This is a genomic window from Arthrobacter sp. 05T444 (assembly GCF_056395905.1).
In genome coordinates, this window is sequence record NZ_JBFTKK010000012.1 from 109,216 (window position 1) to 133,713 (window position 24,498).

The 24,498-nt window shown below is 66.3% G+C and carries 26 protein-coding genes and 1 pseudogene; 13 read left to right on the top strand and 14 right to left on the bottom strand.

The genetic code is table 11. From position 1 onward, the window contains the following. Window positions 1-17: 17 nt before the first annotated feature. Window positions 18-803 (bottom strand): ABC transporter ATP-binding protein, encoded by a 786-nt coding sequence (locus tag AC1DD3_RS13265; RefSeq protein ID WP_230119535.1) that lies wholly within the window; start codon window positions 801-803, stop codon window positions 18-20. A gap of 121 nt (window positions 804-924) precedes the next feature. Here AC1DD3_RS13265 and serB point away from each other — a divergent pair, with 121 nt between their 5' ends. Beyond that, window positions 925-1,830: a phosphoserine phosphatase SerB gene (serB, locus tag AC1DD3_RS13270; protein ID WP_230119536.1), complete on the top strand. Its 906-nt coding sequence runs from the start codon at window positions 925-927 to the stop codon at window positions 1,828-1,830. 30 nt (window positions 1,831-1,860) lie between these two features. Here serB and AC1DD3_RS13275 read toward each other — a convergent pair whose 3' ends face one another. The 3 genes from AC1DD3_RS13275 to AC1DD3_RS13285 all read right to left on the bottom strand — a co-directional run bounded on the left by AC1DD3_RS13275 (window position 1,861) and on the right by AC1DD3_RS13285 (window position 4,534). Then, window positions 1,861-2,706: a VOC family protein gene (locus AC1DD3_RS13275; RefSeq protein WP_476877237.1), complete on the bottom strand. Its 846-nt coding sequence runs from the start codon at window positions 2,704-2,706 to the stop codon at window positions 1,861-1,863. 159 nt (window positions 2,707-2,865) lie between these two features. Further along, on the bottom strand, window positions 2,866-3,618 hold the full coding sequence (locus AC1DD3_RS13280; RefSeq protein WP_230119538.1) for an SDR family oxidoreductase: 753 nt from the start codon (window positions 3,616-3,618) through the stop codon (window positions 2,866-2,868). Between the two features lie 190 nt (window positions 3,619-3,808). After that, entirely contained in the window at window positions 3,809-4,534 is a 726-nt protein-coding gene (locus AC1DD3_RS13285) for a beta-ketoacyl-ACP reductase (protein WP_230119539.1), read from the bottom strand. A gap of 139 nt (window positions 4,535-4,673) precedes the next feature. Between AC1DD3_RS13285 and AC1DD3_RS13290 the strand changes: the two genes are divergently transcribed. The 4 genes from AC1DD3_RS13290 to AC1DD3_RS13305 are packed head-to-tail and all read left to right on the top strand — an operon-like array spanning window position 4,674 to window position 6,734. Continuing rightward, on the top strand, window positions 4,674-5,111 hold the full coding sequence (locus tag AC1DD3_RS13290) for a DUF3099 domain-containing protein (protein ID WP_476877238.1): 438 nt from the start codon (window positions 4,674-4,676) through the stop codon (window positions 5,109-5,111). Then, on the top strand, window positions 5,108-5,371 hold the full coding sequence (locus tag AC1DD3_RS13295; protein WP_230119540.1) for a hypothetical protein: 264 nt from the start codon (window positions 5,108-5,110) through the stop codon (window positions 5,369-5,371). The genes AC1DD3_RS13290 and AC1DD3_RS13295 overlap by 4 nt, the downstream gene beginning before the upstream one ends. After that, the gene (locus AC1DD3_RS13300) at window positions 5,372-6,250 is read left to right on the top strand and encodes an SURF1 family cytochrome oxidase biogenesis protein (RefSeq protein ID WP_230119541.1); all 879 of its coding nucleotides are present in this window, start codon (window positions 5,372-5,374) and stop codon (window positions 6,248-6,250) included. It abuts the gene before it with no gap. Continuing rightward, the gene (locus AC1DD3_RS13305) at window positions 6,234-6,734 is read left to right on the top strand and encodes a YbaK/EbsC family protein (RefSeq protein WP_230119542.1); all 501 of its coding nucleotides are present in this window, start codon (window positions 6,234-6,236) and stop codon (window positions 6,732-6,734) included. Before AC1DD3_RS13300 ends, AC1DD3_RS13305 begins: the two co-directional genes overlap by 17 nt. A 160-nt stretch (window positions 6,735-6,894) precedes the next feature. Here AC1DD3_RS13305 and AC1DD3_RS13310 read toward each other — a convergent pair whose 3' ends face one another. Both AC1DD3_RS13310 and AC1DD3_RS13315 read right to left on the bottom strand, forming a co-directional pair. Beyond that, window positions 6,895-7,176, bottom strand: coding sequence for a VOC family protein (locus tag AC1DD3_RS13310; RefSeq protein ID WP_476881849.1), 282 nt, complete (start codon window positions 7,174-7,176; stop codon window positions 6,895-6,897). Window positions 7,177-7,244: 68 nt separating this feature from the next. Further along, window positions 7,245-8,843, bottom strand: coding sequence for an ABC-F family ATP-binding cassette domain-containing protein (locus AC1DD3_RS13315; RefSeq protein ID WP_230119543.1), 1,599 nt, complete (start codon window positions 8,841-8,843; stop codon window positions 7,245-7,247). A 289-nt stretch (window positions 8,844-9,132) separates the two neighbouring features. On the opposite strand from AC1DD3_RS13315, the gene AC1DD3_RS13320 reads away from it, so the two are divergent. From AC1DD3_RS13320 to AC1DD3_RS13330, 3 genes are read left to right on the top strand one after another with little or no spacing between them, the layout of a single operon-like run. Beyond that, the gene (locus tag AC1DD3_RS13320; RefSeq protein WP_230119544.1) at window positions 9,133-9,852 is read left to right on the top strand and encodes a biotin transporter BioY; all 720 of its coding nucleotides are present in this window, start codon (window positions 9,133-9,135) and stop codon (window positions 9,850-9,852) included. After that, the gene (locus tag AC1DD3_RS13325; protein WP_230119545.1) at window positions 9,849-10,598 is read left to right on the top strand and encodes an energy-coupling factor ABC transporter ATP-binding protein; all 750 of its coding nucleotides are present in this window, start codon (window positions 9,849-9,851) and stop codon (window positions 10,596-10,598) included. Before AC1DD3_RS13320 ends, AC1DD3_RS13325 begins: the two co-directional genes overlap by 4 nt. Beyond that, entirely contained in the window at window positions 10,595-11,221 is a 627-nt protein-coding gene (locus AC1DD3_RS13330) for an energy-coupling factor transporter transmembrane component T family protein (protein ID WP_230119546.1), read from the top strand. The genes AC1DD3_RS13325 and AC1DD3_RS13330 overlap by 4 nt, the downstream gene beginning before the upstream one ends. A gap of 22 nt (window positions 11,222-11,243) precedes the next feature. On the opposite strand, the gene AC1DD3_RS13335 is transcribed toward AC1DD3_RS13330, so the two are convergent. Both AC1DD3_RS13335 and AC1DD3_RS13340 read right to left on the bottom strand, forming a co-directional pair. Then, complete coding sequence (locus AC1DD3_RS13335; RefSeq protein ID WP_476881850.1) at window positions 11,244-12,449, bottom strand: thiolase family protein; 1,206 nt, start codon at window positions 12,447-12,449, stop codon at window positions 11,244-11,246. Window positions 12,450-12,459: 10 nt separating this feature from the next. Beyond that, window positions 12,460-13,923 (bottom strand): class I adenylate-forming enzyme family protein, encoded by a 1,464-nt coding sequence (locus AC1DD3_RS13340; protein WP_476881851.1) that lies wholly within the window; start codon window positions 13,921-13,923, stop codon window positions 12,460-12,462. A 60-nt stretch (window positions 13,924-13,983) separates the two neighbouring features. Here AC1DD3_RS13340 and ypfJ point away from each other — a divergent pair, with 60 nt between their 5' ends. Continuing rightward, the gene (ypfJ, locus tag AC1DD3_RS13345) at window positions 13,984-14,883 is read left to right on the top strand and encodes a KPN_02809 family neutral zinc metallopeptidase (RefSeq protein WP_476881852.1); all 900 of its coding nucleotides are present in this window, start codon (window positions 13,984-13,986) and stop codon (window positions 14,881-14,883) included. A gap of 9 nt (window positions 14,884-14,892) precedes the next feature. Here ypfJ and AC1DD3_RS13350 read toward each other — a convergent pair whose 3' ends face one another. From AC1DD3_RS13350 to AC1DD3_RS13375, 6 genes are all read right to left on the bottom strand, one after another. Next, entirely contained in the window at window positions 14,893-15,225 is a 333-nt protein-coding gene (locus tag AC1DD3_RS13350) for a metal-sulfur cluster assembly factor (protein WP_003798940.1), read from the bottom strand. A 12-nt stretch (window positions 15,226-15,237) separates the two neighbouring features. Continuing rightward, window positions 15,238-16,035 (bottom strand): Fe-S cluster assembly ATPase SufC, encoded by a 798-nt coding sequence (sufC, locus tag AC1DD3_RS13355; protein WP_230121305.1) that lies wholly within the window; start codon window positions 16,033-16,035, stop codon window positions 15,238-15,240. A gap of 104 nt (window positions 16,036-16,139) precedes the next feature. Then, a complete protein-coding gene (locus AC1DD3_RS13360) occupies window positions 16,140-16,499 on the bottom strand; it encodes a non-heme iron oxygenase ferredoxin subunit (RefSeq protein WP_230121306.1) in 360 nt (119 codons plus the stop codon). 25 nt (window positions 16,500-16,524) lie between these two features. Then, window positions 16,525-17,775, bottom strand: coding sequence for a Fe-S cluster assembly protein SufD (gene sufD, locus AC1DD3_RS13365; RefSeq protein ID WP_476877243.1), 1,251 nt, complete (start codon window positions 17,773-17,775; stop codon window positions 16,525-16,527). After that, entirely contained in the window at window positions 17,775-19,238 is a 1,464-nt protein-coding gene (gene sufB, locus AC1DD3_RS13370) for a Fe-S cluster assembly protein SufB (protein WP_230121308.1), read from the bottom strand. Before sufB ends, sufD begins: the two co-directional genes overlap by 1 nt. Further along, window positions 19,235-20,092 carry a helix-turn-helix transcriptional regulator gene (locus AC1DD3_RS13375; RefSeq protein ID WP_476881853.1) on the bottom strand — a complete coding sequence of 286 codons (858 nt, stop codon included), beginning with the start codon at window positions 20,090-20,092 and terminating at the stop codon, window positions 19,235-19,237. Before AC1DD3_RS13375 ends, sufB begins: the two co-directional genes overlap by 4 nt. A 105-nt stretch (window positions 20,093-20,197) precedes the next feature. On the opposite strand from AC1DD3_RS13375, the gene AC1DD3_RS13380 reads away from it, so the two are divergent. The 4 genes and pseudogenes from AC1DD3_RS13380 to AC1DD3_RS13395 form a co-directional block, all read left to right on the top strand. Further along, the gene (locus AC1DD3_RS13380) at window positions 20,198-21,166 is read left to right on the top strand and encodes an ABC transporter ATP-binding protein (protein WP_476881854.1); all 969 of its coding nucleotides are present in this window, start codon (window positions 20,198-20,200) and stop codon (window positions 21,164-21,166) included. Next, window positions 21,163-21,930 (top strand): ABC transporter permease, encoded by a 768-nt coding sequence (locus AC1DD3_RS13385; protein ID WP_230121311.1) that lies wholly within the window; start codon window positions 21,163-21,165, stop codon window positions 21,928-21,930. The genes AC1DD3_RS13380 and AC1DD3_RS13385 overlap by 4 nt, the downstream gene beginning before the upstream one ends. Before the next feature lie 7 nt (window positions 21,931-21,937). Continuing rightward, complete coding sequence (locus AC1DD3_RS13390; RefSeq protein ID WP_230121312.1) at window positions 21,938-22,882, top strand: COX15/CtaA family protein; 945 nt, start codon at window positions 21,938-21,940, stop codon at window positions 22,880-22,882. 536 nt (window positions 22,883-23,418) lie between these two features. Further along, window positions 23,419-24,456: pseudogene (locus tag AC1DD3_RS13395) on the top strand (IS256 family transposase); the annotation flags it as partial. Between the last annotated feature and the right edge of the window lie 42 nt (window positions 24,457-24,498).

The window sequence follows — 24,498 nt, forward strand, 5'->3', positions numbered from 1 at the left end:
CTGCCCCGGCCGACCCGTCAGCGGCGGGCAGTTGCGGTGTAACGCCCGGCGTTGACCGCGACATCCAGAGGCAGGCCGAAGGTCTCGCTCAGGTTGCCGGAGGTGAGGACCTCCTCGACGGCACCGGAAGCCACGACGCCGCCGTCGCGCATGAGCATGGCGTGGGTGAAGCCCGGGGGGACTTCCTCCAGGTGGTGCGTAACGAGCACGATGACGGGAGCGTCCTCGTCGCGGGCCAGTTCGCTCAGGCGGTGGACCAGGTCCTCGCGGCCGCCAAGGTCCAGTCCGGCGGCCGGCTCGTCCAGCAGCAACAGTTCGGGGTCGGTCATGAGCGCGCGTGCGATCTGGACACGTTTGCGCTCGCCCTCGGAAAGCGAGGCGAAGGAACGGTTCAGCAAGGGCCCCATCCCCCACTCATTCAGGAGGGCAAAGGCGCGGCGTTCGTCGTCCTTCTCGTATCCCTCGCGCCAGCGTCCGGTGACGCCATAGGCGGCCGTGACCACAACGTTGAGCACCGTCTCGTGCTCCGGGATCTGGTTGGCCAGCGCGGCTGAGGACAGACCGATGCGGGGCCGCAGTTCGAAGACGTCAACGGCGCCGAGGATCTCCTCGAGAATGCCGGCCATGCCGCTTGTCGGGTGAAGCCGGGCGGCTGCGATCTGCAGCAGAGTGGTCTTGCCGGCGCCGTTGGGTCCGAGGATCACCCAGCGCTCGCCTTCCTGGACCTGCCAGTCCACCTTGCTCAGGAGCGTTTTGGCTCCGCGGACAACGCTGACGGCGGCCATTTCAAGAACATCACTCATAGGAGTAGACACTAGGACAAAACAGGGTGCGACTGATAACTGGAACGCTGTTCCCTGACCCGCACCCGCAGCCGCCGAAACGAATTCGGGGGCCACGGATGCGCTCGCTAAGATTGCAGCCATGACTTCGAACGTGACTGCGGTCAGCTACGGCGTGAAATTGTCCCCCTCGGAACCGGAAAATCTCAGGTCCCTACTGGCCGGCTCCGGCACGGATTTTGAGGCGGCTTCCCGCAGCGAAAACGGCCGCTATGACGTCTGCACGGTTAACTTTGCGGTGCCGTCCGGCTCCGCGGCGGACATCGCTGGCCTCCGGCACCGCGTGGCCGCGGCGAAGGAGCAGGCGGGCCGTGACGGCGTGGATACGGCCATCGTGCCCGCGGAACTGAGGACGGCAGAGCGGAAGTTCCTCATCATGGACGTGGACTCCACGCTCATCCAGCAGGAGGTCATCGAACTGCTGGCCGCCTACGCCGGCAAACGTGACGAAGTAGCTGCGGTCACCGAAGCCGCCATGCGGGGGGAACTGGACTTCGCCCAAAGCCTCCACGCCCGGGTGGCCGTGCTCGCCGGGCTGCCGGCCGCCGTCGTCGATTCCGTGCGCGCTGAAGTGAAACTCAGCGAGGGCGCCGCGGAGCTGGTGGCGGCGTTCAAGGCCGCGGGCCATGTGGTGGCAGTGGTGTCCGGCGGCTTCAACCAGATACTTCGCCCCATCGCCGAGGATCTTGGCTTGGACTATTGGATCGCCAACGAGCTGGAAATTGTCGACGGCGCCCTCACCGGCAAAGTGCTTGGTGCCGTGATTGACCGTGCCGCGAAGGAGAAGTACCTGCGCGAATGGGCCGCCGCGGAAGGCGTCGCGATGGAGCACACTGTCGCCGTGGGCGACGGCGCCAACGACCTGGACATGCTCGGGGCAGCCGGAATCGGCGTTGCTTTTAACGCCAAGCCTGCTGTCCGGGCCGTGGCGGATGCCGCGGTGAACATGCCGTATCTCGACGCCGTCCGGCACATCGCCGGCGTCTGAGCCGCAGAAACGCTCGTTGGCTGGCTCGATTCAGCCGGACGGCGGCGCGTACTGGCTCGCCGTGAACACCGCTCCTCCGGGATCCCGGATCAGGACCGTACGCGTCCATGCGGTGTCCTCCTGCCGCAGGACGTCGGCGCCCAGCCGCTCTGCATCGTGGGCCGTCCGGTCCCGGTCTGCGACAGTGAACGTCACGTGCCACCGCGGCCGCTCGCCGGGGCCCGCGGAGACAAGCCAGCCGACGGCGTCCTCGAAACCGCGGGGGACGGCGTCCCCCGACTGGCGAGCCCTGATGTCGGGATCGACAGTGGCCTCGAGGTGGTCACCGTACCCGGGGCAGCGGATCATCGTTCCGAAATCGAGGGAGTCGAACTGCCAGTCGAAAGCCTTGGTGTAGAAGGCGACCGCTGCCTCGATGTTTGTTGTGTGGAGGTCGCTGAAGTTCCACCCGCCAGGCCGGTTGACCGCCTGGGCACCGGGCCGCTCCCGGGCCTGCCAGATACGGAACTCGGCGCCGTCGGGGTCGGCCAGCACCGCCTGCACGCTTCCTGAGCCCGCATCGGCAGGAGCCGATTTCAGTGTTGCGCCAACAGACAACAGGTGGCGCGCGGCGGCGTCCGCGTCCTCGACGGAGACGTACGTGTTCCAGGCGGGGGCGCCGGTTCCGGGTCCGCCGATCGCGGCAGCCTCCTGGCCGTCGAGCCTGGCTATTACGTACCTATCAGGTGCACGGGGCGGGGCCGTGTCCTCGAACTCCCACCCGAAGAGTCCGCCGTAGAACACCATGGCGGCCTCCACATCAGGCTGTTGGGTGTCCACCCAGCACGGGACACCCGACGGGTAGCTCCGGCGGGCCGCCTCTCCTTGCTGTTCCATGCATAAGACCCTAAGCCGCGCGGGCTCCTCGGACAACGCCTCGACGCCCCGAAAGAGCCTCAGTCACAGAAGAGAGCTCCGGGCAGGCGTACTGCCCGGAGCTCTTCGTGATTAGTGCCGTCGCCTGGAGAACCGGCTCTCCAGGGAGACCGGGAATCGCTACTCGGCGCTCTTGCCGAAGTAGTCGGCGCCGCCGGCATATTCCGTGTGGCCGGACTCGACGTCGGCAGTTGCCATGCCCGCTACCACTTCAGCAAACTCTTCGACGGAGTACAGCTTGCCGGCTTCCGCGCGACGGGCCTCGATGGCGCCCGGGTTGGAGCGGTCCAGCAGGGTCGCCGTCACGGTACCTTCGATCATGTCCCCGGAAACGACCACCAGTGAGATGCCCTTGTCTGCCAGGTTGGGCAGCAGTTCACGGAGCGCGTCCTCGCCGGCGCGCTTGCTGCGGGCAACCGGCTCGTACTCCGGCATGGTGGCCACTGAGTTGATGAAGTGGGCCTGGTGGCTGGTGACGAACACCACGCGCGAACCCTCCTTCATGAGCGGAACGGCGGCGTTGAGCATGTTGACCTGAGCGTCGCGGTTCAGCTTGAGGGCGTAACCCTCTTCCATGCCCGACTCCATGCCGCCCGATGCGTTGAGCACCAGAACGTCCAGCGAGCCGAAGTTTTCCATGGCAGCACTGGCGAGTGCCTGCACGCCTTCCTGGGTGGTCAGGTCCGCACCGACTGCCACCGCACGGCCGCCCGCGGCTTCGATTCCGGCCACGACTTTGTTGGCGCGCGGCGCCTTCTGCCGGTAGTTGACGACGACGGCGGCACCCTCGCCGGCGAGGTTCTTGGCCACTTCGGCACCGATTCCCCGCGAGGATCCGGTCACGATGGCGGTCTTGTTGTCCAGCAGGCCCATACGAGCTCCCTTTGTTCGAAACGTCTAAATTGCTGTAGGTCTGCAGTCAATCATGCCAGCGCACACTCCCAATTCCTTTGTTTGACCTCCACAAAGAAGCCCGGGGCAGGTAGTCCGGCCGACGCTCTGTTGGACACCGCCGGCAGGGCGTTGGTCCCCGGGGTGGGGGCGCAGCGTGAGCGTCCGGCTCCTAGTGGCCCATCCCGAGGCCGCCGTCGACCGGGATGACGGCGCCGGAGATGTACGACGCCTCGTCGCTGGAGATCCACCGGACAACGTTGGCCACCTCGGAGGCGTCTGCGAATCGTCCCGCCGGCACCTTGGAGAGGTAGTCCTTCTGGGTAGCCTCGGGCAGCTCTGCCGTCATGTCGGTGTTGATGAAGCCCGGCGCCACAACGTTCGCCGTGATGCCGCGCGAGCCGAGTTCGCGGGTGAGGGAGCGGGCGATCCCGACGAGTCCGGCCTTGGAGGCGGAGTAGTTGATCTGGCCCGGTGCGCCGTAAAGACCGGAGACCGAGGAGATGAGGACCACGCGTCCCTTGCGCAGCCGGATCATGCCCTTGGAGGCACGCTTGATGACGCGGAACGCGCCGGTGAGGTTGGTGTCGATCACTGAGGTGAAATCGTCTTCGCTCATGCGCAGCAGCAGGGTGTCCTTGGTGATGCCGGCGTTCGCGACCAGCACCTCAACGGGGCCGTGCGCGTTCTCGACCTCGGTGAACGCGGCGTCGACGGACGCTTCGTCGGTCACATCGGCCCTGACCCCGAGGATGCCGTCCGGAAGCTTGGATTCGCTCCGGTAGGTCACAGCCACTTTGTCCCCGTTGGCCAGGAAGGCCTCGGCAATGGCGAGGCCGATGCCGCGGTTTCCGCCGGTGATGAGGACGCTGCGGGCCGGGGCGGCTGCTTCAGACATGGGTACTCCGGATTTCTGCGAAGCCTGGCTCCGCTGTGGTGGCTCGATTTTTGACTGCCTCCGATCTTAGCGCCCGTTTGGGCGGCTCCCCCGGATGGTGAGAGAATTAGGTAAGCCATTGGAGCGTGATTAGACAGCCGTGACAACCCACCACCAGCCCGGACAGCCGATGCCCGAGAAGCCTGGCACCGCATCCGGTCAGTCGGAGGTGCACAGCATTACGGACGCCGCTGCAGCGCATTCCGAGGACATGCGGGATCGCATGATCAAGTACGCGGTGGCCATGGGGATCCGCATGGTCTGCCTCATCCTGATCTTCGTGGTGGATGGCTGGCTCAAGCTCGTGGCTGTGGCGGGTGCGGTCTTCCTGCCATGGATCGCCGTGGTGATCGCCAACGGTTCCGACCAGGCCGAAATCCACAGCGACTCGCTCCTCGACTACACACCGTACGCTGAACTGGAAGCATCCGGCATCGCCTGGGAGGGTGACGCCGAGGGAGAGCCGCCAACGGTGTTGCAGGGCGAGCTGATCAGCGATGAAGAAGACGACGACGGCCGGGGACAGAAAGCTTCATGAACATTTTCAACCTGGGCGGCGGTGCGGGCGAGACCGCCGGCCCGGCCTCCGCAGCCATGTGCTCACGTAAAGCCTGCCGCGCAGACGCGTCGTGGCAATTGCTCTGGAACAACCCGAAGATCCACACTCCGGACCGCCGCAAAGTGTGGCTGGCGTGCGGTGGGCACAAGGAATGGCTGGAAGACTATCTGCAGACGCGCGGGCTGTGGAAGGAAACTGTCCCGCTCGACGCCGCCTCAACAACCGGCGGGAACAGCTGAATGTACCGGTTCCTGTTCTCCAGCAAGTGGCTGGGCTATCTCCTGCTGGCTGCGGTCTTTGCCACCGGCTGTGTGTTCCTGGGCCGCTGGCAGATGGACCGCCGCGCGGAAACCCTGGCTGAAATCCAGCGGGTCACGTCCAACTATTCGGCCGCGCCGATCAGCTTTTCGGACGCAAAAAACCAGTTCCGGCAGCTCGATGCGTCCAAGGAGTGGACGCAGGTGGAGCTGCGCGGCAGCTACGACTCCGCGGGGCAGCGCATCGTCCGCAACCGCCCCCTGAACGGCCAGCCGGGCTACGAAGTCGTGGTGCCGTTCAGGCTGGTCTCCGGCGAAACCGTCGTGATAGACCGCGGCTGGCTGCCGATCGGCAACAACAATCCAGGGCACCCGGATTCGGTTCCGGCGCCGCCGTCCGGGCAGATTACCGCAGTGGTGCGGCTGAAGCACGGTGAACCGGCCCTGCAGCGCGGCGCCCCGGACGGGCAGCTCCCCTCCATCGACCTGCCGGCGTACTCGGCCCAACTCGGATATCCGCTCCTGACCGGCGCCTATGGCCAGCTCGCCTCCGAAACGCCGCCGGCTGCCGAGATGCCCCAGGCGTTCCCGATGCCGTCGGTCGAAGAAGGCACACACCTTTCCTACTCGCTCCAGTGGTTCGCGTTCGGCATCCTGATGTTCGTCGGCTTCGGGTACGCCGCGCGCCAGCAGGCCCGGAACGCAGCGATTGACGCCGAAGACGCTGCGACTTCCGGCGCCGGCGGTGACACTGGCCACACCGCCGCGGGAGCCCGCCGTCGTCCGCCCGTACCGCGGAAACGGAAGCGCGCCACGGCCGAAGAAGAGGAAGACGCGATCCTGGATGCCCAGGGATACTGACGGCAGGAGCAAGGACATTCCTTCCGATCCTGTGGCCAACGTACGGCGCGCCCTCACCGAGGCAGGTGCACGCGACACTGTCACGGTGTTGCCAGGCAAAGTCCCGACGGCGGCCGCCGCGGCTGCCGCGCTCGGCTGCGACGTCGCTGCTATCACCAACAGCCTGGTGTTCGAACTAGACGGCGCTCCCCTACTCATCCTGGCCAGCGGCGCGGCCAGAGTTGACACGGGCTACGTCTCAGACCAGCTGGGGTCCGGAAAGGTCCGCCGCGCAACCCCGGCCTTCGTCCTGGAACACACCGGACAGGAAGTCGGCGGCGTGGCCCCGGTGGGCCATCCGCAGAGGATCCGGACACTCCTGGACGCATCGCTGGCAGCCCACCCCGTGCTCTGGGCCGGGGCGGGAGACCACCATTCGATGTTCTCGATCACGTACAAGGAGCTTGAGCGAATCACCGGAGCCCATGCGATACGGGTGCGGTAGGACCGGCCTCGGCGGACCGCAGCCGGCCCTTCCGGCCCGACGCTTCTTGATGTGCGCCCCGGGGCCGGCGGCGGACTGGGCTGAGCCAGCAGGCATGGGGGACACGAGCTGCTCAGGTGCCGCCGCCGGCCTGCCTAAATTCTACGCGCGCCGGCCCCGTTCAACCATGAGGTTTTTCAAGCCCGGTCCGGCACCATTCAACCTTGATCTTCGACGTCCTGGACGGATCGGGACAGCAGGCAGAACTCGTTGCCCTCGGGATCACCGAGTACCACCCAACTGACTTCCGGGCCCTGGCCCACGTCTGTGCGCCGAGGGCGAGCCGGCGCTCGAGCTCCTCGGAAGTGGACACGCCGTCAGCCGGCAGGTCGAAATGCAGCCGGTTCTTGATGGTCTTGCCTTCGGGCACAGCGATCACATCGATGGAAGGCCAGGTCCCCATCCTGCGGCGCAATGCTGGCCTCTTGAGGATGACCCGAAACCAGGGAGCCATTGCGAACAGGAGGCCTGCTAAGCCAGCGTGATGAGGTCCAGGTAGTCCTCGTTCCAGTGGTCCTCCACGCCGTCGGGCAGCAGCACGACGCGCTCGGGGTTCAGCGCCTCGACGGCGCCTTCATCGTGGCTTACCAGCACGACGGCGCCGGTGTAGTTGCTCAGGGCGCCAAGGATTTCAGCGCGGCTGGCGGGGTCGAGGTTGTTGGTGGGCTCGTCGAGGAGGAGCACGTTTGCGCTCGAGGCGACGATGGTGGCCAGCGCCAGACGCGTCTTCTCACCGCCGGAAAGCACACCGGCGGGCTTGTCGACGTCGTCGCCTGAGAACAGGAACGAGCCGAGGATTCCGCGCACTTCGGAGTCGTTCATGTCCGGGGCGGAGGACCGCATGTTCTGCAGCACGGTCCGGTCGACGTCGAGCGTCTCGTGTTCCTGGGCGTAGTAACCCACCTTCAGGCCGTGGCCGGGAATGACTTCGCCGGTGTCAGGCTTGTCGACGCCGGCGAGCATCCGGAGCAGCGTGGTCTTGCCGGCGCCGTTGAGGCCCAGGATGACCACCTTGGAGCCGCGATCGATCGCGAGGTCCACATCGGTGAAGATTTCCAGCGAGCCGTAGGACTTGCTGAGGCCGTCCGCGGTGAGCGGGGTCTTGCCGCAGGGCGAGGGATCCGGGAAACGCAGGGCTGCCACACGGTCGGTCTCGCGGACTGCCTCGAGCCCGCCGAGGAGCCGTTCGGCACGCTTGGCCATGTTCTGGGCGGCGACAGCTTTGGTGGCCTTGGCGCGCATCTTGTTGGCCTGGTCGAACAGGACCTGGGCCTTCTTCTCGGCGTTGGCGCGCTCCCTCTTGCGGGCTCGCTCGTCGGTTTCGCGCTGCTGGAGGTAGCGCTTCCAGTCCATGTTGTAGAAGTCGATCTGCGCGCGGTTGGCGTCGAGCAGGAAGACTTTGTTCACGGTGGCTTCGAGCAGTTCCGTGTCGTGGCTGATCACGATCAGACCACCCTGGTGGCTCTTGAGGAACTCACGAAGCCAAGAAATCGAATCGGCGTCGAGGTGGTTGGTGGGCTCATCGAGGAGCATTGTCTCGGCGCCCGAATACAGGATGCGGGCGAGTTCCACGCGGCGGCGCTGGCCACCGGAAAGCGTCTTCAGCGGCTGGTTCAGCAACCGGTCCGGCAGGGCGAGGTTGGAGCAGATCGCCGCAGCCTCGGCCTCTGCCGCGTAGCCGCCTGCCGCCAGGAACTCTGATTCCAGCCGGTCGTAGCGGTTCATGGCTTTGCGCTGGACGGCGGCGTCCTCGCTGGCCATCTCTTCGTGTGCCACGCGGAGCTTGCTGACGGCGACGTCCAGGCCGCGGACGGACAGGATGCGGTCACGGGCGAGCTGTTCCATGTCCGGCGTGCGCGGATCCTGGGGCAGGTAGCCGATCTCGCCGCTGCGGGAAACCTTGCCGCCGGCGGGCAGGCCCTCGCCCGCGAGCACCCGGGTCAGCGTGGTCTTGCCTGCACCGTTACGGCCCACGAGGCCGATCTTGTCTCCCTTGTCGATCCGGAAGCTCACCTGGTCCATAAGGAGGCGGGCGCCGGCGCGCAGTTCAAGATCCTGGACGGTAATCAAAGCAGGTAAGGCCTTTCACAACAGGGAACGCAGCGGCACAGCGGATCGTAACTTGTGGGTGCCGGGGCGGTGCGGCCGAGAGAACGGCCTATACAAGTCTACCGGCCTCGGGCGCCCTCCATAACCGGCACGAACACAGTCGCCTGACTGCGCTGGGCGCGGGCTTTTGTGCCCAGCGCTAAGGCCCGGCACGCCTCCCTTGTAGAACAGCTACAAAATGCACCTATCTCCGGGCCAGTAACGTCAACATCAGCCGATAATTGTTTGTATCTCTCCGACAGGACCTCCCATGACCCAGACCCGTCCCCCCGCCGCCAGCGTGAAGAAACGCAGCCGCTGGAACGCCACCGACCTCGGCCTCATCGCCGTTTTCGCCGCCCTGGTGGCCGCCTCCGCTCTCGTAGCCGCGATTCCCGTGGGCGGACTGGGCGTTCCCATCACGCTTCAGACCCTCGCCGTGATGCTCACCGGGCTGGCGCTCGGACCGGGCAGGGCGTTCGCCGCCGTGGGGCTCTACACCCTGCTGGGACTCGCCGGACTCCCCATTTTTAGCGGCGGCCGCAGCGGGCTGGGCATCCTGGCCGGCCCCTCGGCCGGCTACATTATCGGCTTCCCACTGGCCGCCGCCGTCGTCGGCTGGCTCGCAGCCATCGTTATACGGCGCACGCTCAAGTACCGCGGCGTGTTCCTCTTCGCCGCGGCCATGGTTACGAGCATCGTCGTCGTGCACGCGCTCGGCGTGCTCGGCATGATGGTCAACGCCAAGCTGGACCTGTCCAAGGCCTTCCTTGCCGACCTCCCCTTCTACCCGGGCGACATCATCAAGAACGTCCTCGCCGTCACGGTGGCGCTGGCCCTGCACAAGGCCTTTCCGGACCTGCTTGCCCGCCGCGTCCGGCCGCTGGGTTCCCCAAGCGCGTCCAGCGTGGTTCCCTCAACGGCACCTCCTTCAAGCGCAGCTCCTTCTAGCGCGGCGCCCTCCGGGCAGCAGTCCTCCAACCAGCCGTGAGCCTGATCTCCCTCAGCACCGTGGGTGTCCGGGTGGCCGTCGACGGCCACCCGGACCCTAAGGTGCTGCTTCAGGACGTGACGCTCAGCCTCGCCGAACGGCGGATCGGCGTTATCGGCGCCAACGGATCCGGCAAGTCCACCCTCCTCCGGCTCCTGAACGGCCTCGTCGCGCCCACCGAAGGAACGGTCACCGTCAACGGTTTGGACACCGTCCGGAAAGTGCGGTCCATCCGTCAGCAGGTTGGCTTCGTGTTCACCGATCCCCTGTCCCAGCTGGTCATGCCGACGGGCAGGGAGGACGTTGAACTGTCCCTCCGGCGCTCGGTCAGGAACGGAACCGAACGCCGCGAAAGGGCCGACGCCGCGCTGGACCGCTTCGGCCTCCTGCCGTTGGCGGACCAGAGCATCTACGAGCTTTCCGGCGGCGAACGGCAGCTGCTGGCGCTGGCGGTGGTACTCGCGGTGGAACCCGACGTACTGGTCCTGGACGAACCGTCCACGCTTCTGGACCTCCGGAACCGTGAACTGCTGCGGCGCACGATCGCGGGACTCCGCCAGCAAATCGTCATGTCCACCCATGACCTTGAGCTCGCCCTCGAGATGGACCGCGTCCTGGTAGTCGAGTCCGGCCGGATAGCTTTCGACGGCGATGCTGCCGCCGCCGTCGCGCATTACCGCTCGTTGTGCGCCGCTGGCCTTGAGGTCCCGCACAGTGGGGGCGCGGGCAGTGGGGATGCGAGGTGAGGGGGCACGGCTTCCTGCTCGCCAACTACGTGGCAGGCAGGTCCCTGATCCACCGCACTCCCCTTTGGCTGAAGTTCCTTCTGGTGGTGGGCTGCGGCATGGCCTCGTTCCTGATTGTCGACTGGCGGCTGGCGGCCGCCGCGCTCACCCTGATGTGCGCCTTGTTCCTGCTGAGCGGCGCGGGTCCGGCCCGCCTCTTCCGCGCTGTCCGCCCGCTGCTTCCGGTGCTGCTGGCCATCGGCGTGTTCCAGTGGTGGCAGCTTGGGGCGCCCGTGGCGGCACGCATCGTCCTGAACGTCCTGCTATGCGTCGTGGCGGCATCGCTGCTGACGGCAACCACACCGCTGCAGCGGCTCCTGGACGGAGTGGTGTCCCTTGCCCGGCCGTTCACGCGCTTCGGGGCGGATCCCGAACGGTTTGCCCTTACCATCGCGATCATGCTGCGCAGCATCCCCTTCATCGCCGGGGCCTACGCGGACGTCCGTGACTCGGCGCGCGCCCGCGGCCTGGAACGCAACCCGCGCGCGCTGGTCCTGCCGGTGTTTATCACCACCGTTGCCTATGCTCGCCACACCGGTGATGCCCTGGCCGCCCGCGGTTTGGGTGAACCCGAGGACGACTGACTCCGGCCGTGCTGCCTGCGGCCTAGAGCCGGGCGTACCTGAACAGGGCAGCCGTTCCCATGCCCCCGGCAATGCTGATCATCGCGAGAGCGAGTTTCTCCTGATCCGGAGTGCGGCGGGCCTGGGCCAGCAGCCTCGTGACCAGGACGGCGCCGGATGCCCCGTACGCATGGCCGAGCGCCAGAGCACCGCCGTCGGCATTGGCTCGCTGCGGATCGATGCGCAGCCGGTCCATGCATGCCAGCGTCTGGGAGGCGAACGCCTCATTGAATTCCACAAGGTCCACGACGTCGGCCGTCTCACCCCGCGCTGCCAGCAGCCGCTCTGCGGCTGATGCGGCGCCGATGCCGAGGAGCCGCGGCTCCACCCCGGCTGTATCAGTTCCCAGGACGGCCAGCCCATCAGCCGCGCCCAGTTCCTGTGCCCGCGCCAGCGAGGTGATGACGACGGCGGCAGCGCCGTCCGCGTCGAAGCAGGAGTTACCGGCGGTGACGGTCCCGGATTCCACAAAGGCAGCCGGAAACCTCGCCATCAGGGACTCACTGAGCCGGGGCCGGGGCCCGTCGTCGGCTGTCACCCTGCCGGCAGCCGCCTCCAGCGGGACGGTCTCCCGGTCGTAGGCGCCGTTTGCGGCGGCGGCAACAGCCCTGCGGTGGCTGCGCAGCGCGAAGTCGTCCTGCCGCGAACGGCTGATGCCGAACTCGGCTGCCACGTTCTCAGCGGCCACCCCCATGTCCGGATCGCCCATGCTGTGCGGCGCAAACTGGGCCCGGCTGAAAAAGGCGGGAACGCCGTCGTCGTCCCGGTGCGCGCGCAGCGGCGCGGTGCTGATGCTTTCCACTCCCCCGGCCAGATACAAGCCGCCGCCACCCGCCGCAACGAGCCGTGACGCAAGGACGATGGCGTCAAGGCCGGAGCCGCACTGCCGGTCGACGGTAAGGCCCGGGACAGTGACCGGGAAGCCTGCCTCAAGGGCCGCCAGCCGGGCCACGTTGCCGCCGCCGCCCACCGCATTGCCGATGACGACGTCGGCCACTTCAGCAGCCCCGATCCCGCTTTGGGCCAGCAGCGCGCCCAGCACCGGCGCCAGGAGTTCGTGGGCGCGGAGCCGCTTCAGGGCGCCGTTTGCCCGGCAAAGGGGCGTGCGCAACGCGGCGATGATGACCGGCTGCCGCTCAGCCGGGAGGGGCTGCTGCGCCTGCGTTTCTGTCCTGCCCGCCTCAGACACGCGATCCGACTCAGACAAGGCGCCGGACGCGGGAGTCGCGGGCGGTGATCCAGTCGAGCATGACGCGGCGGCTGATCTTTCCACGGTCCGTCAGCGGAAGCTCGGCAAGGGCGAAGTACTGCAGCGGCCTCTTGTCCTTCGGCAGGATTTCCTCGAGACGGGTCTTGAGCTGGGTGGCGGTGACCCCGCCGTGCGACGGGACGATCCCGGCCACCACGCGCTGGCCACGGACGTCGTCGTCCATGCCGGCCGCCACGGCCGACGCCACGCCGGGAACGGAAGCCAGGGCCAGCTCGACTTCGTGCGGGTAGACATTCTTGCCGGCCGTGATGATCATGTCTGCGCGCCGGCCCAGGATGTGCAGCTCGCCGTTCTCCAGGTACCCCTGGTCCCCCACTGTGAACCAGCCGTTGAAACACCGGAGCGCCTGCCCGTCGTCGCCCCACAGGTACCCGTTGCTGACCATGCCGCTCCGGACGCTGATGTTCCCTGCAGCCCCGTCGGTAAGGACAGCGCCGGCGTCGTCCATGATCCTGACGTCGACGCCGGGAAACGGCCGGCCGATGCCGGTTCCACCGGCGTCCAGCGGCCTGCCGGCCGGAAGGCCGGTGCCGGACACGAAGCTCAGTTCCGACGCGCCGTAGTACTCGAAGATGGTGGCGTTCGGCGCCCACCGGCGGGCTGCTTCGAGGGTGCGGGCGTCAAGCTTTGAACCGGCGCAGATGATGCTCCGCAGGCCGGAGGCATCAACACAGCCGGTCAGCCCGCGTTCACTGAACAGTCGGAGCATGGTGGGGACCAGCACCAGCCGGGTAATGCCGTCGTGGCTGATGGCGGCGTGGACGTCGCCGACGTCGAAGGACTCGAGTGTGTGGAATTCCGAGCCCGCGTAGAGGCATTCGGCCAGGGCATAGAGGTTGAGGCTCGCCGCGAGCGGCCCCGGGGCAAGGGTTTTGTCCTCCTGGCTGAGGCCGAAGAACTCCATGGAGGCCTCGAAGGACTGCTGCCAGGAGCGCCTGGAACGGGTAAACGCCTTGGGAACGGAAGTGGTGCCGGAGGTCAGGCCGATCAGGAAGGACGACTCCGGATCACCGTCAGCAAGCCGCCCGTCAGCAAGCCGCCCGTCAGCAAGCCGCCCGTCCGCGGCTGGCGCCCCCGCCGCTGCGCCCGCCCTTCCGGGGACCGCTTCAGCGGCTGGTCCCAACCGGTGAACGATCTCCGCCCGCAACTGCTCCGGCCATGTTGGATCGAGAACTGCGCACTGCCGCTCACCCGCTACAGCGGCGGCGAAGGCGACCGCAAAGTGCGTGGAATTCCGTTCGGCGAGCACCGTGATTTCGGCAGCGCCGCCGGCGGCAATGGCCTCCGCTTCGTCGCGGAGACCGGACCAGCTGAGCCGCTTGCCCGCCACGACGACGGCGGTGTCGTCGGGGCGTTCATCGGCCCAGCGCTGGAGTCTGTTGAGAAAAGGCATCGGACCAACTTTACCGGCGGAACCGGCTGCACCCCTGCTGCAGACGACTATTGTGACAACATGAGCTTCAATGACGGAGTCGAAATAGACTCATCCCAAGTGGAAGACCGGCGGGGCGGCGGAATGGGCCGCGGACCGAAAATCGGGGGTGGCATCGGGGGCGGCGTAATCCTGCTTCTGGCTGCGCTGTTCGGCATCAATCCAGGGCTCCTCGAAGGACTGGTCGGCTCGGGGCAGGAACAGCCCGGCCAGAGCCAGGGAACGGCGCCCACGGAATGCAAACTCGGTACGGACGCCGATAGACGGCTCGATTGCAGGATCACCGGAACAGTGACCAGCCTCAACGCGTTCTGGCCGGCGTATCTGGCCGACTACAAGGTCAAGTACCCCCGGCCCAAGACGGTGCTTTTCACCGGCGGCACGGGCACCGCCTGCGGCGCGGCCACCTCAGAAGTAGGCCCCTTCTACTGCCCCGCGGACACAACGGCGTACTTCGACCCCGGTTTCTTCCAGGAACTCGTGGACCGCTTCGGCTCGTCGGGTGGCCCGCTGGCGCAGGAATACGTCGTGGCCCATGAATTCGGCCATCATATCCAGAACATCCTGGGCGACCTGGACAAGGCTCAGCAGGATCCGCAGGGTGCCCAGTCGGGTGGCGTCCGCGTTGAACTGCAGGCCGACTGCTACGCCGGCCTCTGGACCCGATACGCCACCACGCAGAAGGATCCCAAAACCGGCAAGCCGTTCCTGGAGCCGCTTACGCAGAAGGACCTTAACGACGCCCTCTCTGCCGCGTCCGCAGTCGGCGATGACCGCATCCAAAAGGCAGCCACGGGCCGGGTCTCGCCCGAGGGCTGGACCCACGGGTCCAGCGCCCAGCGGCAGAAGTGGTACTACCAGGGCTACAAGACCGGCGACATCAACCAGTGCGACACCTTCAGCGCCGCCGTCGTACTTTAAGCAGTTTCCTTAGATGTTGAACCCGAGGGCGCGCATCTGGTCCTTGCCGTCATCGGTGATCCGCTCCGGACCCCATGGCGGCATCCATACCCAGTTCAGGCGCCACTCGTCCACGACGCCGTCCAGCGCCTTGCCGACCTGCTCCTCGAGGACGTCGGTCAGCGGGCAGGCCGCTGTGGTGAGCGTCATGTCGATCAGTAGGGCGCCATCATCCTCCGAGTACTTCAGGCCGTACAGCAGCCCGAGGTCCACGATGTTGACCCCGAGTTCGGGGTCGATGACATCCTTGAGTGCCTCTTCGACATCCTCCAGCCCTGTGCGGGCTGCGTCGATTTCTGTCATGGCGTGTCCTAACTAGGCCTGCGCTGCGGCGGCAGCGGCAGCGATCGTGGCTGCCCCGGCGCCCGTGGCGTAGCGGTCGTAGCCTTCTTCTTCGAGGCGGTCGGCGAGCTCCGGGCCGCCTTCTTCCACAATCTGGCCGTCAACGAAGACGTGGACGAACTCAGGCTTGATGTAGCGCAGGATGCGCGTGTAGTGGGTGATGAGCATGGTGCCCATGTTGCCTTCGGCGTGGGCGCGGTTGACGCCTTCGGAGACGATCTTCAGGGCGTCGACGTCCAGGCCTGAGTCGGTCTCGTCAAGCACGGCGAACTTGGGCTTGAAGAGTTCCAGTTGGAGGATCTCCACGCGCTTCTTTTCGCCGCCGGAGAAGCCTTCGTTGACGTTGCGCTGGGCGAAGTCGGCATCGATGCGCAGCTGCTGCATGGCGGCCTTGACATCCTTGGTCCAGGTTCGGAGCGCAGGTGCCTGGCCGTCGATGGCGGTCTTCGCGGTCCGCAGGAAGTTGGTCATCGTGACGCCGGGAACCTCCACCGGGTACTGCATGGCCAGGAAGAGCCCGGCGCGGGCACGCTCGTCGACGCTCATGGCCAGCACGTCTTCGCCGTCAAGCGTGATGGTGCCGCCGGTGACCTTGTAGCGCGGGTGGCCGGCAATGGTGGAGGCGAGAGTGGACTTACCCGAGCCGTTGGGGCCCATGATGGCGTGGGTCTCACCGGTCCGGATGGTCAGGCTGACGCCCTTCAGGATCTCCTTGGTGCCCTGCTCGGTGTCAATGCTGACGTGCAGGTCCTTGATCTCAAGAGTAGACATGTGTCTTGTTCTCCTCTGCACCGTGCCGTTGCGGCTGCGGTGCGGTCTTTGGTCTGGAAGTTGTTAAGTTCTGGTACAGGCCGGGCTCGGAAGCAGGCCCGTGGCTAGCTGAAGTTCGGTGCCTCGGCGCCGTTAAGGACGTTGGTGAAGTCCACGTAGACCTCGTCTCCGACGATCTCCACCGCGAACACGGGTACGGGGTCGTACGCCGGGAGCTGAAGCGGTTCGCCGGTGCGCAGATCGAACTGCGACCCGTGGCCCCAGCATTCGATGGCGCAGCCTTCGATCTCGCCCTCCGAGAGGGAGATGTCCGCGTGCGAGCAGGTGTCGCCGATCGCGTGGATCTCTCCCATGGAGTCCTTGACGATCGCGACCGGGTAGTCGTCGATCAGGATCCGCAGGGCCTGCTTGAGCTGGATCTCGTTAGCGTTGCAGACGAGCTCGCCCTTTGGCTGTTCGGTCATCCGTTGTCCTGTACTTTCCGGCTGCTTAGTTTTCGGTCGCGGCGAGTTCACGCTCAACAGCCACGGTCAGGCGCTCTTCGAGGGCCGGAACCTTGATCTGCTGGATGATCTCATTGAGGAAGCCGCGGACGACGAGACGTCGCGCCACCTCTTCGGGAATGCCGCGTGCCATGAGGTAGAACAGGTGTTCGTCATCAAAGCGCCCAGTGGAGCTCGCGTGTCCGGCACCTTCGATGAGACCGGTTTCGATCTCCAGGTTCGGGACCGAGTCCGCCCGGCAGCCGTCCGTCAGCACGAGGTTCTGGTTCTTCTCGTACGAGTCGGTGCCCAGGGCCTGCTTCTGGATCAGGACGTCGCCCACCCATACGGTGTGCGCGTTCTTGCCCTGCAGGGCGCCCTTGTACAGGACGTTGGACTTGCAGTTGGCCACATTGTGGTCTACGAAGGACCGGTGCTCCAGGTGCTGCCCGGCGTCGGCGAAGTAGAGGCCCAGCAGCTCGGCCTCGGCACCTTCACCCGAGAAGCGAACGTTGGAGTTGAGCCGGACAATGGATCCGCCCAGGGACACGGCGATGTGCTTGTACACAGCGTCCTTGCCCACCTCGGCGTCGTGCTGGCCGAGGTGCTTGGCGTCGTCTTCCCAGAGCTGCACCGAGATCACGGTGAGCTTGGCGCCCTCGCCGACGATGACTTCCAGGTTGCCGTTGTGATCGGCTGCGCCGGTGTGTTCCACGATCACGACGCTGCGTGAGTTGGCACCGGCCTCGATCACGAAGTGTGCGTTCGAGCGGCGGCCGGCACCTGCACCGTGGACCAGGATCCGCAGCGGCTCAGCCGGCTCTGCCTCGGCCGGAATGACCAGGTGCAGGGCCTCGTCAACATTGGCGGAAGCGACGACGGCGGCACGGTCGGCCGGCGTCAGCACGGTTCCGCGCGGGGCGGCTCCGGGAGCCAAAGTGCCGCGGACGTAGCCTTCGGGCGCTTCCACGGTGAACGCGGTTGCGGGCTCGGGATCAAGCTCCGTTGCAGTGTCCGAGAGGAGGTTGGCCAGTCCGCGTACCGGGCTGAAGCGCCACTCTTCCTCGCGGCCGGTGGGCAGCGCGAAGTCAGCGACGTTGAAGCTCGTGAGCCTCTCGGCGCGGGAGGACATCACGGTGACGCCGTGGTTGTGGCTGTGGTCAACCTTGGCGGAGACCAGCCCCTCGCCTTCCTCGGTGAAACCTGCGATGGAAGGCGCTCCGATGCGGGCCTTTTCAGTAGTAATTTCGGCAGTCATTAACCGACGGATCCTTCCATCTGGAGTTCAATGAGGCGGTTCAGCTCGAGGGCGTATTCCATCGGCAGTTCGCGGGCGATCGGTTCGATGAAGCCGCGCACGATCATGGCCATGGCTTCGTCTTCGCGCATGCCGCGGGACATGAGGTAGAAGAGCTGCTCTTCGGAAACGCGCGAGACAGTTGCCTCGTGACCCAACTGGACGTCATCCTCGCGGATGTCGATGTAGGGGTAGGTGTCCGAACGGCTGATGGTGTCCACCAGCAGGGCGTCGCAGCGCACGGTGTTGGCCGAGTGCTTGGCGCCTTCGCGGATCTGGACCAGGCCGCGGTAGGCAGCGCGCCCGCCGCCGCGGGCCACGGACTTGGAGATGATGGAGCTCTTGGTGTTCGGCGCGATGTGGACCATCTTGGAGCCGGTGTCCTGGTGCTGGCCCTCGCCGGCGAACGCGATGGACAGGGTCTCGCCCTTGGCGTGCTCGCCCGTGAGGTAGACAGCCGGGTACTTCATGGTGACCTTGGAGCCGATGTTGCCATCGATCCACTCCATGGTGGCGCCTTCTTCGCAGATCGCGCGCTTGGTCACGAGGTTGTACACGTTGTTGGACCAGTTCTGGATGGTGGTGTATCGGACGCGGGCGCCCTTCTTAACCACGATTTCCACCACGGCGGAGTGCAGCGAGTCGGACGTGTAGATCGGGGCCGTGCAGCCCTCGATGTAGTGGACGTAGGAGTCCTCGTCCGCGATGATCAGGGTGCGCTCGAACTGGCCCATGTTTTCCGTGTTGATGCGGAAGTACGCCTGCAGCGGAATGTCCACGTGGACGCCCTTGGGCACGTAGACGAAGGAACCGCCGGACCACACGGACGTGTTCAGCGAGGCGAACTTGTTGTCGCCCACCGGGATGATGGTGCCGAAGTACTCCTGGAAGATCTCCGGGTGCTCCCGCAGCGCGGTGTCGGTGTCCAGGAAGATGACGCCCTGCTGTTCCAGGTCCTCGCGGATCTGGTGGTAGACCACCTCGGACTCGTACTGCGCGGCCACGCCGGAAACCAGGCGGCTGCGCTCGGCTTCCGGGATGCCGAGCTTCTCGTACGTGTTGCGGATGTCTTCGGGCAGGTCTTCCCAAGTGGCGGCCTGCTTTTCCGTGGAACGCACGAAGTACTTGATGTTATCGAAGTCGATGCCGGACAGGTCCGCGCCCCAGGTGGGCATGGGCTTGCGGTCGAAGTACTTCAGGCCCTTGAGGCGCAGGTCCAGCATCCACTCCGGCTCGCTCTTCTTAGCCGAAATGTCGCGGACGACGTCCTCGTTGAGACCACGCCGGGCGTTGGCCCCGACGTCGTTCTTGTCGGCCCAGCCGTACTCGTAGGTGCCGATGCCGTGCAGCTCGGGATTCTTCTCCAGAATCTCCGAAATCACAGCAGTCTCAGCAACCTTGTTCTCTGATAGTTGGTCCGTCATAGCGGCCTTTCTTGCAGATGGTTGGATACTTCGTGCAGGGTGCCCGGTTCCGCTCCCGGAGCGTGGGCCCCCGTCGCGGCCGGACGGCCTGTGGGTATGTGGGTGGTGCAGACGTGGCCCCCGCGGGCCAGGGTGGACAGGCGCCTGACGTCCACGCCCACCAGCCGCGAAAACATTTCCGTTTCCACGTCGCAGAACACCGGGAACTGCGTGGCGAGCTGCTGGATGGGGCAGTGGCCCTGGCACAGCTGGACGCTGGACAGCGCCGCGGGAAGCGGGGCCTTGGCTTCGATGGAAGCGGTGGAGGCGACGAAGCCGTCCCGGGACAGGGCGGCGGAAAGCGCCTGGGAGCGGGCCGTGATATCGGTTCCGGCCTGGTCCACTTCGGGAGCGTAGCGGCGTTCCATGTCGGCAAAGCGCTCGACGGCGAATTGGCGGACCGCTTCGGTGCCGGCGATCTCCTGGAGCTGCTTGAGCGCCGAGCTGGCGATGTTCAGGTAATCGTCGCCCAGCGTGGACTGGCCCTGGGAGCTCAGGACGTAGCGGCGGGCCGGGCGGCCGGCGCCTGCCCCGGCGCGGGCGGCACGCTTGACCTCGATCACACCGGCGCGGGACAGATGGTCGAGGTGGCGGCGGACGGCGGCCGGGGTGAACCCGAGCAGATCACCGAGTTCGGCCGCGCTGACGGGGCCGTGTTCCAGCACCGCATTGAGGACGCGGTCGCGCGTGCGCTCGTCGGCGTCGGCCGCGGGCGGCAGCGCGCCCTGGGCAGCCGGCTTTCCACCGCGCAGCACGCTGATCCGCGCGCCGGATCCGGCCAGGGGCACGAATGTGGAGTTGGTCATGGAATACACAACACAATCATGTCGTAATTTACTCCGGTCATCCAGTAAGGCTTGGCTGACCTGGGGTTGGCGGTCACTCAGGAAGGGCAGTACTACTTCACGTAGAATGCTGGGGTGCGATCCCTCAAATCCCCCGTTTTGGCCATCAGCGGGCTCATTAAGGACGTTGGTCCGCTACCCACCCTCGATGGCAGGATGCTGAGGGTGGTGAGCGACGTGTCACTCGTCGCCGGACGCGGCGAAGTGACAGCCCTGCTAGGAGCAAACGGCGCCGGCAAGACCACTACGATTGAATGCGCCCAGGGCCTGCAGAAGCGTACCGGCGGTACGATTTCGCTCCTGGGCCAGGATCCCGGCAAAGCCGGCGCTGACTTGCGCTCCCGCGTCGGTGTCATGCTCCAGGAAGGCGGCCTCCCGCCGTCGGCCCGTCCTCTTCCCCTCCTTCGCCACATCGCCGGCATGTACCGGAACCCCAAGCCGATCGGCGAGCTGGTGGAGCGGCTCGGCATTGACTCCTTCAGCCGCACGAATGTCCGCCGGCTCTCGGGCGGGCAGAAGCAGCGGCTGGCTCTCGCAGCGGCCCTCATCGGCAACCCGGAAGTGCTGTTCCTGGACGAACCGAGCGCCGGCCTTGATCCCCAGTCGCGCCAGCTCGTGTTCGGGCTGATCTCGGAGCTCCGGGACAGCGGGATGGGCATCATCCTGACAACCCACCTGATGGACGACGCCCAGCGCCTGGCCGACTATGTGTACATCATCGACGCCGGCAGGAACGTTGCCGAGGGCACCGTCGCCGAGCTCCTGCAGCACCATACTCCGGAGATGACCCACAAGGGCCACATCCGGACGCTGCACTTCGAGGCCCTGCCCGGCCTCGACTTCACGGGCGTGCTCCCTGCAGAGGTGGAGGTCCGGGAAACCCGGGCCGGAAGCTACTCGGCCACCGGCGCGCTCACTCCGGATGACCTTGCGGCCCTAGCAGGCTGGTGGGCCCGGCACGGTGTGATGCCCGGGTCGATGAGCATGGAGGCGCGAAGCCTCGAAGATGTTTTCCTCGACATTTCCGGAAGGGACGTCCGATGACGCCACTCACCGACAGCACCCGCAGCAGTGCCGCTCCCCTGCTCCGCCGCATCATCCTGCAGGGCAAATACGAAGCGCTAACGATGCTCCGGAACGGCGAACAGCTGATTCTCGCGATCGTACTGCCGCTGCTGGCCCTCGTGGGGCTCACCGTTACCCCGCTGCTGGACGGCATGGGGGACAGCAGGATCAACGTGGCAGTGCCGGGCATCCTCGCCCTTTGCGCGATGTCCACGGCATTCACCGGACAGGGAATCTCGACCGGATTTGACCGCCGGTACGGAGTGCTGCGCTTCCTGTCCACCACACCGCTGGGCCGTACCGGCCTCATCGCAGGCAAGATTCTCGCCGTGCTTGCCGTGCTCTTCCTGCAGGTCGTTGTGGTCGCCGCCGTCGCCTTCATCCTTGGCTGGCGGCCCGAGGCGTCGGGCTGGCTTCCCGGCCTGGGGCTGCTGGTACTGGGCGCCGCGGCGTTCACGGCTCTGGGGCTGCTGGTTGCGGGCACGGTCCGCCCCGAGGCCACGCTCGCCATCACCAACCTGCTGTGGATCCTCCTGGGCGCCCTCGGTGGCATCGTGATACCCGCGCAGCGGCTGCCTAAACTGGCCCAGGACACCGTGCACCTGCTGCCGTCAGGCTCGCTTGGAGAAGGGCTGCGCGACGCGTTCCTGCACGGCGCGGTCAATGGCAATGCCGTCCTGGTCCTGCTGCTGTGGCTCGTTGTGGCCGGTGCAGCAGCCATCCGTTGGTTCAAGTGGAATTGAGATAACCGTGAGTACGGCTTCGCGCCTCCCCCAGATCGTCAGCCGCATTACGTCACGGCTTCCGGTCACCGTTGATTCAGCAGTCCGCCGCCTGGCTGTGCTGTCCCTGATCGGGCAGACGCTCCTCGTGGTCACCGGCGGCGCCGTCCGGCTCACAGCCTCCGGACTGGGCTGCCCCACCTGGCCTCGCTGTACCAGCGGCTCGCTGGTCAACACGCCGGAAATGGGCATCCACGGCTTCATCGAGTTCGGCAACCGGCTCCTGACCTTCGCCCTGGCCGCCGTCGCCGTCCTGATGCTGGTCTACCTGTGGAACCTTCGCAAGGAAAGGAAGGACCTTTTCCTGCTGGCCCTGGGCCTCCTTGCCAGCATCCCGGCGCAGGCGGTGATCGGCGGAATCACCGTGCTCACCAGGTTGAACCCGTGGGTGGTGGGACTTCACTTCCTCGTCTCCATGGCGCTGGTGGTTTTCGCCACGCTGCTGGTGAACAGGGCCTACGGCCGGACAGGCCGCTTCATGGACCACGCGCTGCCCGCCCTGCCCGGGGTGCTGCGGCCGGTCATGACCGCCGTCGCAGTATTCTCCGCCGTGGCGGTCATGTTGGGAGTCGTGGTCACCGGTGCCGGTCCGCACGCCGGCGACGCCAATGCGCCGCGGAACGATCTCGACTGGGACCTCTTCTCCCACATCCATGCCGTGCCGGCGTACCTAATCACCGCCGGGACGCTGTTTGCCTGCTACCTGGTGCTTCGACGCCACATCTCCGGCCCGTTCCGCGCCGCAGTCCTGATGCTTCTCGGCGTCACCCTGCTGCAGGCACTCATCGGGTTCACGCAGTACTACAACGGCATTCCGGCACTCCTCGTGGGCGCCCACATGCTGGGAGCGGCGCTGCTCATGAGCGCCGCCACGAACGCCGCAGACATCGCCCGCTACAGCCCGGCCAGGTAGGGAAACCCGCAAAGAAGCTCGGCACAAGAGTAGTCCAGCAAGAGGGAAGCACCCCGGTCCGCGTTGTTCGGGGTGCTTCCCTTTGCCCCCGACGCTCTCTCACTTCCTGCGCCCTTCCGTGGACGCTCTCTCACTTCCTGCGCCCTTCCCGCGGACGCTCTCTCACTTCCTGCGCCCTTCCGTGGACGCTCTCTCACTTCCTGCGCCCTTCCGTGGACGCTCTCTCACTTCCTGCGCCCTTCCCGCGGACGCTCTCTCACTTCCTGCGCCCTTCCCGCGGACGCTCTCTCACTTCCTGCGCCCTTCCCGCGGACGCTCTCTTACATCCTGCCCCCTTCCCGCCGACGCTCTCTCACATCCTGCGCGCAAAAAGGAACGCTCCCACACATGATGGGACTGTAAGAAAAACGGTGTGTGAGGGTCCGGCCCGATCCGAAAGGAGACGGCCGTGTCGGAATCCACGACCGAGATGACAGGGGTGATGATCGATCCTGTGACGGGAGAGATCATCGATCAGAAAGAGCTTGCGGAGCGGTTGCTCCACCAGGTCCAAGACTGTGCTGACCGAGATCGGTCCGGTCGAGATTGAGGTGCCCCGGGACCGGGACGGCTCGTTCGAGCCGGTGATCGTACCCAAGCGGAAACGGCGTCTGGACGGGATCGACCAGATCGTCCTCTCGCTGTCCGCCCGGGGGCTGACCACCGGGGAAATCGCCGCGCACTTCGAGGAGGTCTACGGGGCCARGGTCTCCAAAGACACCATCAGCCGCATCACGGAGAAGGTCGCCGGGGAACTGGCCGAATGGTCGGCCCGACCTTTGGACCCGATCTATCCGGTGCTCTTCGTTGATGCGGTCGTAGTCAAGGTCCGTGACGGGCAGGTGCGCAACACCCCGTTCTATGTCGTCATGGGCGTGACCGTGAACGGGGAGCGGGAGATCCTGGGCATCTGGGCCGGGGACGGCGGCGAGGGTGCCCGGTTCTGGCTTCAGGTCTTCTCCGAGCTGAAGAACCGCGGTGTGGAAGATGTGTTGATCGCTGTCTGCGATGGGCTCAAGGGCCTTCCGGAGGCGATCACGACCACGTGGGAGCGAACGGTGGTGCAGCAGTGCATCGTGCACCTGATCCGCAACAGCTTCCGCTACGCCGGACGCCAGCACCGCGACGGGATCGTCAAGGCGCTCAAGCCGGTCTACACGGCCCCGTCCGAGCAAGCGGCGAAGGACCGGTTCGCCGAGTTCACGGCCGAGTGGGGTCAGCGATATCCGGCAATCGTGCGGCTCTGGGAGTCCTCCTGGGCTGAGTTCGTGCCGTTCCTGGAGTACGACGTGGAGATACGGCGGGTGATCTGCACGACGAACGCGATCGAGTCGATCAACGCCCGCTACCGGAGGGCYGTGAGGGCCCGCGGGCACTTTCCGAACGAGGCCGCCGCGCTGAAATGCCTGTATCTGGTCACCAGGGCTCTTGATCCTACCGGCGGCGGTCGGGCACGCTGGGTGATGAGGTGGAAGCCTGCGCTGAACGCGTTCGCGATTACCTTCGCCGGCCGGTTCGAAAGAACCATTCACTAATGAAAACCGGCCGGACCCACACACCGTTTATCGGACAGTCCC

Excerpts from the sequence above, each read along its gene's own strand:
- AC1DD3_RS13265 (WP_230119535.1), bottom strand. The coding sequence starts at position 803 with ATGAGTGATGTTCTTGAAATGGCCGCCGTCAGCGTTGTCCGCGGAGCC.
- serB (WP_230119536.1), top strand. The coding sequence starts at position 925 with ATGACTTCGAACGTGACTGCGGTCAGCTACGGCGTGAAATTGTCCCCC.
- AC1DD3_RS13275 (WP_476877237.1), bottom strand. The coding sequence starts at position 2,706 with ATGGAACAGCAAGGAGAGGCGGCCCGCCGGAGCTACCCGTCGGGTGTC.
- AC1DD3_RS13280 (WP_230119538.1), bottom strand. The coding sequence starts at position 3,618 with ATGGGCCTGCTGGACAACAAGACCGCCATCGTGACCGGATCCTCGCGG.
- AC1DD3_RS13285 (WP_230119539.1), bottom strand. The coding sequence starts at position 4,534 with ATGTCTGAAGCAGCCGCCCCGGCCCGCAGCGTCCTCATCACCGGCGGA.
- AC1DD3_RS13295 (WP_230119540.1), top strand. The coding sequence starts at position 5,108 with ATGAACATTTTCAACCTGGGCGGCGGTGCGGGCGAGACCGCCGGCCCG.
- AC1DD3_RS13300 (WP_230119541.1), top strand. The coding sequence starts at position 5,372 with ATGTACCGGTTCCTGTTCTCCAGCAAGTGGCTGGGCTATCTCCTGCTG.
- AC1DD3_RS13305 (WP_230119542.1), top strand. The coding sequence starts at position 6,234 with ATGCCCAGGGATACTGACGGCAGGAGCAAGGACATTCCTTCCGATCCT.
- AC1DD3_RS13310 (WP_476881849.1), bottom strand. The coding sequence starts at position 7,176 with ATGGGGACCTGGCCTTCCATCGATGTGATCGCTGTGCCCGAAGGCAAG.
- AC1DD3_RS13320 (WP_230119544.1), top strand. The coding sequence starts at position 9,133 with ATGACCCAGACCCGTCCCCCCGCCGCCAGCGTGAAGAAACGCAGCCGC.
- AC1DD3_RS13340 (WP_476881851.1), bottom strand. The coding sequence starts at position 13,923 with ATGCCTTTTCTCAACAGACTCCAGCGCTGGGCCGATGAACGCCCCGAC.
- ypfJ (WP_476881852.1), top strand. The coding sequence starts at position 13,984 with ATGAGCTTCAATGACGGAGTCGAAATAGACTCATCCCAAGTGGAAGAC.
- AC1DD3_RS13350 (WP_003798940.1), bottom strand. The coding sequence starts at position 15,225 with ATGACAGAAATCGACGCAGCCCGCACAGGGCTGGAGGATGTCGAAGAG.
- sufC (WP_230121305.1), bottom strand. The coding sequence starts at position 16,035 with ATGTCTACTCTTGAGATCAAGGACCTGCACGTCAGCATTGACACCGAG.
- AC1DD3_RS13360 (WP_230121306.1), bottom strand. The coding sequence starts at position 16,499 with ATGACCGAACAGCCAAAGGGCGAGCTCGTCTGCAACGCTAACGAGATC.
- sufD (WP_476877243.1), bottom strand. The coding sequence starts at position 17,775 with ATGACTGCCGAAATTACTACTGAAAAGGCCCGCATCGGAGCGCCTTCC.
- sufB (WP_230121308.1), bottom strand. The coding sequence starts at position 19,238 with ATGACGGACCAACTATCAGAGAACAAGGTTGCTGAGACTGCTGTGATT.
- AC1DD3_RS13385 (WP_230121311.1), top strand. The coding sequence starts at position 21,163 with ATGACGCCACTCACCGACAGCACCCGCAGCAGTGCCGCTCCCCTGCTC.